The organism is Acinetobacter lwoffii, assembly GCF_024129355.1.
Taxonomy (GTDB): domain Bacteria; phylum Pseudomonadota; class Gammaproteobacteria; order Pseudomonadales; family Moraxellaceae; genus Acinetobacter; species Acinetobacter lwoffii_I.
This window is the reverse complement of sequence record NZ_JAMXXP010000015.1, coordinates 62554-69055: the sequence shown is the minus strand read 5'-3', so window position 1 is coordinate 69055 and position 6502 is coordinate 62554. Positions and strand designations below refer to the sequence as shown.

Annotated in this window: 6 protein-coding genes; 3 read left to right on the top strand and 3 right to left on the bottom strand. The window is 41.4% G+C overall.

Annotation, left to right across the window (positions count from 1 at the left end):
- Nucleotides 1-400 precede the first annotated feature (400 nt).
- Entirely contained in the window at nt 401-1456 is a 1056-nt protein-coding gene (locus NI468_RS09235) for an aromatic ring-hydroxylating oxygenase subunit alpha (RefSeq protein ID WP_253101482.1), read from the bottom strand.
- A gap of 279 nt (nt 1457-1735) precedes the next feature.
- Here NI468_RS09235 and NI468_RS09230 point away from each other — a divergent pair, with 279 nt between their 5' ends.
- Nucleotides 1736-2659, top strand: coding sequence for a LysR family transcriptional regulator (locus NI468_RS09230; RefSeq protein WP_253101495.1), 924 nt, complete (start codon nt 1736-1738; stop codon nt 2657-2659).
- Nucleotides 2660-2735: 76 nt separating this feature from the next.
- Here the strand turns inward: NI468_RS09230 and hpxO are convergent, their stop codons facing one another.
- Nucleotides 2736-3893, bottom strand: coding sequence for an FAD-dependent urate hydroxylase HpxO (hpxO, locus tag NI468_RS09225; RefSeq protein ID WP_253101480.1), 1158 nt, complete (start codon nt 3891-3893; stop codon nt 2736-2738).
- A gap of 210 nt (nt 3894-4103) precedes the next feature.
- Here hpxO and alc point away from each other — a divergent pair, with 210 nt between their 5' ends.
- Nucleotides 4104-5108 (top strand): allantoicase, encoded by a 1005-nt coding sequence (gene alc / locus NI468_RS09220; protein ID WP_253101478.1) that lies wholly within the window; start codon nt 4104-4106, stop codon nt 5106-5108.
- 12 nt (nt 5109-5120) lie between these two features.
- A complete protein-coding gene (locus NI468_RS09215; protein ID WP_004646920.1) occupies nt 5121-5618 on the top strand; it encodes an ureidoglycolate lyase in 498 nt (165 codons plus the stop codon).
- A 57-nt stretch (nt 5619-5675) separates the two neighbouring features.
- On the opposite strand, the gene NI468_RS09210 is transcribed toward NI468_RS09215, so the two are convergent.
- Nucleotides 5676-6389, bottom strand: a complete 714-nt coding sequence (locus tag NI468_RS09210; protein WP_005262971.1) for an outer membrane protein OmpK — start codon at nt 6387-6389, stop codon at nt 5676-5678.
- Nucleotides 6390-6502 lie beyond the last annotated feature (113 nt).

Below are 6502 nucleotides of genomic sequence, written 5' to 3'. Positions count from 1 at the left end.
TACGTGCCATTGAAAAAATATAGAAATCAAAAGAGCTTAAAGGAGGATTTTAAGTATTTAAAACCAATTTTTCAAATGAGGACACGCCCTAATATTAAAATAGATTAATAGTATTTTTTAATAATTGGATTTAGCCTGTAATGCACCGAAAGATTAATGTCTTACAGATATTTTTCTTTTCTCTCCTCATTGAAGGAGATTGGAACTCGCTAATCGAAGCTTGCCTAGATTGATTTATTTTAATTTTCAAATTTTGAAAATATTAATCAATTTTAATTAAGAAATAAGGAGATATAAATAATATTTTGATCATTCAAAAATAATATAAATAAAAACCACTATATTAAAATATAGGGTTTCTGTTTAAAATTTAATCCATATTTTTAAATTTTAAAATATATTAGACCACATAACGTTTACTTAATCCCCACTCAGCTAAGATTCGACGATAGGTCGTTGAAGAGCGATCTGCTTCAAAATGCGCTTCCATGGAAATATCGAGCGGTAATTCTTCAGGTTTCTGGCTTTCTACCATGTCCTGATCTTCGGCAAAAATTTGTGCATTGAAGTCATATACTGCCTGTAAATCTCCTGTGGTATCGAAGTTGCGTGTCAGTGGCACAAATAAACGGGTTTTATTATGTGAAACCGGACAACAGGCATTGAGAATTTTTAATTGTCCCTGTTTGGGGAAATGTACGGTCAGTACTGCAGAAAACGGTGGATAAACATCAAATACACGTTTCCACAAAAAACCTTCCGGTGCCAAATCTTGCATACCATGTGGATAGTTGCTGACACTGCTGACATATTCGGTATGCAGGCCGTAATCTGTACGTTCTGTCGTGTATTTGGGTACAACCTGATTTTCAGGATCTGCGAAAGAACCCTGATGAACCCAAGCAAAATGTGCAACATCAATAAAGCCTTCCAGTTGACGACCACTTGAGCCGGCAATATCCACAAACGGCGGTAAAATTGCCTGATGATCTGGCATCTCCCAGGTAGCTAAAACAGGGAAATTAGCTTTTGCTTCGTCACGGCCAAAAATACTGGTCCAGATCAAGCCATATTTTTGAACTACTGGAAATTTAGTCAGAGAAAAACGCTCAGAAATGTTGGTCAGATCGGGTTGTGCAGGAATTTTGATACATTTTCCCTGGCCATTATAGTGTAGACCATGATAAGGACAGACCAGATTTTCACCCGAAACCCAGCCTTTGGTTAAGGGTACACCCCGATGTGGACAGATATCTCGGACCAGATGAATATCGCCACTTTCTGTTTTGTACAATGCCAGTTTGACATCAAGCAGGGTCACTTGTTGCGGTTGGGTAGAAACGTCCTGAATCCGTGCAACCGGATACCAGTGACGAGCCAGAATGTCCCAGTCCTGATCATCAAACTGGCTATAGCAGGGTTTGTTGAATAAATTGATGACTGGAATGGCGTTCATATCAAACCTATATTCTTACTGTGGATGGTCTCTTTTTACAGGCCTTGAACAGTGCATAACTGTGCAATTTTGGCTTTGCTTATGATTGAAATTACTGAATTTATTGTCATTCTGTCTATTAGAATGATTCGTACTATTCATTCTTGAAATTAGAACACATCAACCATGTACAAATGTACTTGCCGATTAAAGCTGCCTTCTTTGGCATAAAACTCGCATAAACACGTTTATCTCAAATATTGATATGAATAAACGGTGGTTCTTCGCTTGACTAAATTAATGAATACGCCTTTTTCCCGATTTTCAGAATATTTTATCGCGGTGGCGAAAACGGGAAGTTTACGCAAGGCCGCAGATCAATTATTCATTTCCGTGTCTGCAGTACATCGGCAAATTGCTCTGGCTGAAGAAGAACTGGGAATTATGTTATTTGAGCGCTTGCCCAATGGTTTAAAACTGACACTGGCGGGCGAATTACTCTATGCCGATGTTATAAAATGGCAAAAAGAATTCCAGCAAACCCGGATTCGCTTTGATGAAATTCAGGGGCTTACGCGTGGGACCATCGAATTTGGTTTAATTTCTGCCTTGAATGATGGTTTTGTCATGCAGTCCGTGCAATATATGTATGAACATTATCCCTGGATTAATTTTAATATCCGGGTTGCAGACAGTGAAATTGTAGCCAAAAAAGTGATTGAGGCAGATCTGGATTTTGGCCTGATCCTGAATCCAAAATCCCATCAACATATTGAAGTCCTCTATTTTCTGGAACTGCCTTTAGGTTTTGTGATGGGTAAGTCTCATCCTTTTGCTCAAGCAGAAAAGATTTATTTTTCAGATACCTTGAATGACAACCATTTTATTCCGGCCGAACCCCTGATTATTCATGATTATGTACAGGCATTGTATAAACATCATCAATTTATACCTGCACGTAAAACGGAATCGAATAATATACGCCTGATGAATACTCTCATTAAGGCGAATTCCGGGATTGGAATTTTTAGTTATCTCGATGTTTTACCGTATGTCGAGCGAGATGAAGTGGTCTTTAAACCTATCTCTGAAAAAGGGCTGCATCCGCTGACCATTGCCTTGTGTGTGGCGCCTAAACGCCAAATTTCACGCGTTTCCCAGTTGATGATTAAACATATGATTGAACAAATGGAAGCCTTAAAAAGCAAGGTGCAGCAACTGTAGTATTTTCATACCTAAATAACAAAAACCGCGATAACTAAAATCGCGGTTTCTCGATATGTGATGCTATTAATTAGACTTAATCCAATGGATTACCCACAATATTGCTAATAATGCCTTTCATAATATGTGGGCCTTGTTCTTTCCGTAGGTCTGCATACCAGTCTTTGGTAATTTGCTCATCTTTCATATGCGTGACATCACAACGCTTACGTGCACGTAGCAGCAATTCATTGGCGCGTTCATTGCGTTTATTCTGATAGCGTTTCAGGGCATCTTCCAGACCTAGCGTATTAATTTGTAAGGCACGTGCCAGATAGACCGCATCTTCCATTGCCTGGCAACCTCCCTGCCCGATATCCGGTGTGGTGCTATGTGCTGCATCCCCTAAAATTACCACACGGCCCTTATAAAACTGGGTAAAAGGCTCAATATCATGGATCTCGACACGATTGGTTTTCTGCTCATCAATACTGTCAATTAAGCGCTGAACCTGGGAGCACCAGCCAGAGAAATATTGCTTTAATAAGATCTTATATTCCGAACGTTGATTCTCCAGACCTGCGGGCAATGGCACATCAAAGAAGAAATAAAAGCGATGCTCTGCCACAGGCATCAGTGAAGCGCGTTTGCCTTCACCGACAAAAGTGGTCCACTGCTGTGCGGGCGCTAAATCTTCAGAGATCTCAACCAGTCCGTTCCAGTTCACATAGCCGGCATAACGGCGTTCAACCTGTTTGCCCAATACATACTGACGCGTCATGGAATGGGTGCCATCTGCGCCAATCAATAATGCTGCAGAGGCAGTGCTGCCATCCTGAAAACCGATTTCGACGTGTTGCCCCTTATCCTCAATAGACACCATTTTTTTACCGAGCTGAATATCCTGCCGGCCAAACGCATCCATTAACATATTTTGTAATTCAGCACGCGATACCGGATATGGACGTTGACCGACTTCTTCAATTAACGGCGCCAAACTAAACTGCGTCATGACCTCGCCATTCAAACCATCGATATAGGCTAAGTCATTCATCTGGCCACCTAACGTTGCTACCTGTTCAGTTAAGCCCAGATAGTTCAAACACTTCACCCCGTTTGACCACAAGGAAATTGCAGCACCGACAGGTAAAATCTGTTCTGCCTGCTCATAGATGGTGACCCGATGTCCGAACTTTTTTAGTGCAATTCCTGTGGTTAACCCGCCCATGCCTGCCCCAATAATTGCAATCTCCATCTATTCCTCCTGGCTATTTCATCTTCATTGCCAGCTAAAATGCTAAAAACGTGCCATCCTGAAAAAAATGCACTAAAAAAATAGCAAGAGTTGGCACACGCTGTGCTTTTAAATTCCTTCAATGTCCTGTTTTTATAAAGGCAGAAGACCTAAATTTGTATTTATAAAAGTGCATATTCATGTGACGTATACCAATGATGGAAATTTAAGATGGCGACCTTATTAGCTCCAATTTTTGATCTGCCTGCTCCAGTACAGCAGTTAACTAACCTTGCAGATGCCCGAATTGGCGCAGAAATTCTTGAATGTTCAGATGAGTTTTTTGCTGAAGCAAAACGCATGTTGCAATTTGAGGCACCGGTCTTTATCGAAGACAAGTTTGATGAGCATGGCAAATGGATGGATGGATGGGAAACCCGTCGCAAGCGCCACACGGGCTATGATTGGGCCATCATTAAACTTGCTGTTGCGGGTCAAATACAGGCACTCGATATTGATACGACTTTTTTTAGCGGCAATTATCCGGCCTCTGCTGCTGTGCAAGCATGTTATGCGCCAGATGGAAATCTTGATCAGGCAGAATGGATCAGCATTCTGGAAAATAATGTCCTGGGACCCAGCCAGCATCATATTGTTCAGATTTCAGCAAAACAGATATTTACCCATGTCCGTTTGAATATTTATCCTGACGGGGGGATTGCACGCTTTAAGGTCTATGGCCAGGTAAAAATCGATCTGCAAGATCATGATCAAGTGCTGGATGTCTTGGCACTCGAACATGGTGGCCGTGTCGTTGCCTATAGCGATGCGCATTTTGGACATCCACGCAATCTGATTAATCCGGGGCGTGGCATTAACATGGGCGATGGCTGGGAAACCAAACGTCGCCGTGCCCCAGGATTTGACTGGTGCATTTTGGCTCTAGGCGCCAGTGCCCAAATCGAGAAAATTGAAATTGATACCGCCCATTTTAAGGGAAATTTCCCTGCAGAGGTTTCTATTCAAGCCATCTATGTTGAGGATGCAACCGATGAGCAACTCATTCCACAAAGCATGTTCTGGCCTTTTTTGTTAGCAGCCCAACCTATGCAAATGGATCATATTCATCATTACATCAATGAAATTTTACAACACGAAAAAATTTCCCATATTCGTGTCAACATGATTCCGGACGGTGGCATCAGCCGGATTCGTCTCTGGGGAAAATTGGCTTGAGTGATCAATGATATGTCTATGCAAAGTATAAAAATACAGCCTTTAAGCACTGAAAGTTTTCTGCCTTTTGGAGAAGTCATTGCCTGTCAGGGTAATCATTATTTTCATATCAATGAGCAGCAGACTGAGCGTTATCATGCCCTGGCTGAAGTAGAAAGTGACACCAAGGTCGGACTGAGTATTTTTAGAAATATGCAAGCTACGGCAATTCCTTTTCAAATCTCAATGCTGGAAAGGCATCCTCTAGGATCACAGGCTTTTATTCCGATGCACGGCCAGCAATTTTTAATCGTTGTAGCGCCTGAACTTGATTATACACAGCCCGATATTAGTCAGATTCAGGTATTTATCAGTGATGGTTCTCAAGGGATAAATTATCGTGCCGGAACCTGGCATCATCCATTATTGACCCTTGAAGCACCCAGCGAGTTTGTTGTAGTGGATCGTATAGGTAGCGGATCAAATTGTGATGTTCATCCTTTTCCTGAAAACATCCAGATCGTATTTTAAACGCATTAAAAAAAGCCCTTTTATCAGGGCTTTTAACTTATTTCTTCATCACTTTGCCTAGAAGTGATATTTCACTAAAGCACTGACATTATTTTCATCGGCATTTGGGATACCGAATTTGTTGTTCCAGATAGAATGTTCAATCCCCAGATATAAATTGGTGTCTGGAGAAATGTGTTTACCGACATTCCATTTCCATTGGGTGGTCCAGTTCATCTCGCTGTCATGAGTATCTTCTTCTGTAGACCAGTCCAAGAAGCCATCCACCAGAAATTCTTCAGTTCCCAGTTTAATTGGCACGCCGTAGGTCAGTGTCAACTGGTAATCATCATCAATATTCTCATTATTCACGCGATAAAGATTAATGCTAGCATAGCGGAAATAGGGAATTTCCAGATCGAAACCTACGCCGTAGAGGAAGTTATCAAAACCTTCTCCACCTTCCCAGGTCGTTGAGACCAGTACATCTTTAACCGGGCCAAAGGCAAGTTTCTGGCCTGATACTTCTCCCAAGCTTAAACGTGGTGAAAATTCAAAATAACTGGATTTAAAGTCATCTGCGCCGCGCATACGGTCAATGAAGAAGAAGACATCTGCATATTTTATTTTTGCCGTATATTCAAAGGTCGCAGTCGCCTGTTTCTCATCGACCACCTCATAGTTTTCTCCATAAAGTCCGGTGACACTGAAGTCTTGCCAGATCGGTTTTGCCTGTGCGGATGCCGCACCCAATACAAGTAATGTTGCAGCAGTAAGTTGAGTGAATTTCATAAATAAGGGTCCCCAGTGGAATGAAAAAATCACATTCTGAATTAAGCAAAAACAAAGCCAACATTTTTAATTTTTGATAAAAAAAACAGCCCATTTTCCTGGACTGTTTTCAT

Coding starts and splice junctions, on each gene's coding strand:
- NI468_RS09210 (WP_005262971.1), bottom strand. CDS start 6,389: ATGAAATTCACTCAACTTACTGCTGCAACATTACTTGTATTGGGTGCG.
- hpxO (WP_253101480.1), bottom strand. CDS start 3,893: ATGGAGATTGCAATTATTGGGGCAGGCATGGGCGGGTTAACCACAGGA.
- NI468_RS09230 (WP_253101495.1), top strand. CDS start 1,736: ATGAATACGCCTTTTTCCCGATTTTCAGAATATTTTATCGCGGTGGCG.
- NI468_RS09215 (WP_004646920.1), top strand. CDS start 5,121: ATGTCTATGCAAAGTATAAAAATACAGCCTTTAAGCACTGAAAGTTTT.
- NI468_RS09235 (WP_253101482.1), bottom strand. CDS start 1,456: ATGAACGCCATTCCAGTCATCAATTTATTCAACAAACCCTGCTATAGC.
- alc (WP_253101478.1), top strand. CDS start 4,104: ATGGCGACCTTATTAGCTCCAATTTTTGATCTGCCTGCTCCAGTACAG.